The sequence below is a fragment of the Protofrankia sp. CiP1_Cm_nod4 genome, assembly GCF_982290645.1.
This window is the reverse complement of the sequence record NZ_CEVIVC010000058.1, coordinates 1-2,776: the sequence shown is the minus strand read 5'-3', so window position 1 is coordinate 2,776 and position 2,776 is coordinate 1. Positions and strand designations below refer to the sequence as shown.

Below are 2,776 nucleotides of genomic sequence, written 5' to 3'. Positions count from 1 at the left end.
ACAGCGCTGCCCGCGCCGTGAGCCGTCCGGCCTCCAGGCGTACGTGCAGCACCAGCTCGTGGGAGAGCGGAGCCGGCCGCGACAGCGCCGAAGCGCCACCCGGCACCGAAGCCCTGCCTGACCCCGAAGCGGTGCCCGGCACCGAAGCGGCGGCTGGCTCGGGCGCGCGCGGTGCCGGCGCGGGCGGGCGCACGTCCCGGGGCGGCAGGAGCGGGCGGGTCCCGGGCACCAGCGGCGGTTCGATCTCGAACGGCTGGCCGGTCAGGACGCGCAGCAGCCGTTCCATCCCGGCATCGGCGTCGGAGATCCCCCTGATCGCGTAGTGGGTCGTCGAGTACGGGCCGAGGAAGGCCGGGACGTCCTCGGCCGTGCGGCCCGGCAGCAGTACCGGCAGGAACTTCGCCAGCCCGGCCGTCCGGTCGCGGTACAGCTCGTCGCGGATCAGCGCCGCCTCGAACTGCACCCCACGGCCGTCGTCCGCGGCGGCCTGGCCCTCACTGCGGCGGCGGTACTCCGGCGAAGCGATGACCAGCACATGGTCGGACGCGCGGACCTCGGCCAGCATCCACAACGGCCAGTCCTGCCGGCGCTCGTTCGCCGGCAGGTCGAGCTTCGCGTCGATCTCCCGCGACCGCAGGAAGATCCACAGATCGCGGACGGCGTTCTCGTGCTCGGGCGACTCGTGGGCATAGGAGAGAAACACCCGCGGCGGACGATCCGTCACCGGAACATCACCATACCGGCACCGCTGCCTGCGCTGTCCCTCACGCCGTCCCCCCGCCGTCGCCGTACAACGGGAATCATAAGCGCGCTTCGGTGACAGCCCTCTCACCGATACGGAAAACGGTCAGTTCAGATAAAAGATGAACAAGTCATTCATATGCTGACATCGGGACTGATAATGCGCTGATGATGCGCTGCTGCCAGTCGCCCCGGACGTTGCCAGTCACCCCGAAGCGCCGTGAAACGGCTACTTGGGAATGATCTGTTCGCCCTGGCGGTGCAGGCCGTAGGTGACGGCGTCCTGGAGGGCTTCCCAGGAGGCGGCGATGATGTTCTCGTCGACGCCGACGGTGTCCCAGCGGTCGCGGCCGTCGCTGGTGCCGACCAGGACGCGGGTCACCGCGCCGGTGCCGGACCTGCCGTCGAGGATGCGCACCTTGTAGTCGACCAGGTCGAGGTCGGCAAGGCCCGGGTAGCCCTTCTCCAGGGCTTCGCGCAGGGCCCGGTCGAGGGCGTTGACCGGGCCGTTGCCCTCGGCCGTGGACACCTGCCGCACACCGTTCAGGACGAGTTTGACGGTCGCTTCGCTGATGACCTCACCGTCCGGCCGCCGTTCGACGATCACACGCCACGACTCGAGGGTGAAGAACCGCCGGGGGCCTTCGGTCTCGTCGCGCAGCAGCAGCTCGAACGACGCCTCCGCGGCCTCGTAGGTGTAGCCGGCCGCCTCCCGCTCCTTGACCAGGTCGACGACCCTCCCCAGCGCCTCGCGCTGGCCGGAGAGGTCCAGGCCCAGCTCCCGGCCCTTGAGCTCGATGGTGGCCCGGCCGGCGAGCTCCGAGACCAGCATCCGCATGTCGTTGCCGACCTCGGCGGGGTCGATGTGCTGGTACATGTCCGGATCGATCTTGACGGCGCTGGCGTGCAGGCCGGCCTTGTGGGCGAACGCGCTCGCGCCGACGTAGGCGCGGTGGGTGTCCGGCGCGGAGTTGGTGATCTCGTCGATGGCGTGCGACACCCGGACCAGCTCGCGCAGCCTGCCCGGGGGCAGCACCCGGCGGCCGAGCTTGGTCTCCAGCCCGGCGACGACGCTGAACAGGTCCGCGTTGCCGCAGCGCTCGCCGTAGCCGTTGGCGGTGCCCTGGACGTGGGTGACGCCGGCCTCGACCGCGACCAGCGTGTTCGCGACCGCGCAGGCGGTGTCGTCGTGGCAGTGGATGCCCAGCCGGGCGCCGGTGCGGCCGCGGACGGCGGAGACGACGTCGCCGATACGCGTCGGCAGCATCCCGCCGTTGGTGTCGCAGAGGACCACGACCTCGGCGCCGGCCTCGGCGGCCACCCGGACCACCTCGAGGGCGTAGTCGGCGTCGGCGCGGTAGCCGTCGAAGAAGTGCTCCGCGTCGACGAACACCCGCTTGCCCTCGGCGCGCAGATGCGCCACGGTGTCGCGGATCATCGCCAGGTTCTCGACGGGGGTGGTGCGCAGGGCACGCTCGACGTGCCGGCGGTCGGACTTCGCCACCAGGCAGACGACGGCCGTGCCGGCCTCCCGCAGGGCGGCGACCTGCGGGTCGTCGGCGGCGGTGGCGCGGGCCCGGCGGGTCGCGCCGAAGGCGGTGAGCAGGGCGTGCTCCAGCCGCAGCTCGGTGCGGGCGCGGTGGAAGAACTCGGCGTCCTTCGGGTTCGACCCGGGCCAGCCGCCCTCGATGAAGCCGACCCCGATCTCGTCGAGGTGCCGAGCTACCGCGATCTTGTCGCCGACCGACAGCGACAGCCCCTCCTGCTGGGTCCCGTCACGCAACGTCGTGTCATAGACGTGAAAGGAGTCGGGATCGTCTGGCTGCACGGCGTGCCTCTCAGCTGCGGATCACCTGCGGGTCGTCGGTCCCCCGCGGATCACAGCCTGTGGATCACAGGCCTGTGGATCCGAGGGGTGTCACGCGCCCGGCGGCGTGGGTGGGCAGCCGGCACGCGCGACGATGGCGGGTTCACCGCCGACTGCCCACTGTACGTCGCCACCCGCCCAGAAGCCCGTACTCCCCCAGCCCCCGAC

2 protein-coding genes are annotated in these 2,776 nt (G+C 71.4%); both read right to left on the bottom strand.

Going from position 1 to position 2,776, the window contains the following annotated elements; all coding sequences use genetic code 11:
* On the bottom strand, positions 1 to 724 hold a 724-nt coding region (locus tag AC5LSR_RS12980), incomplete at its 3' end, for an SEFIR domain-containing protein (protein WP_493468500.1).
* 246 nt (positions 725 to 970) lie between these two features.
* Positions 971 to 2,569, bottom strand: coding sequence for a citramalate synthase (gene cimA, locus AC5LSR_RS12975; RefSeq protein WP_250283399.1), 1,599 nt, complete (start codon positions 2,567 to 2,569; stop codon positions 971 to 973).
* Between the last annotated feature and the right edge of the window lie 207 nt (positions 2,570 to 2,776).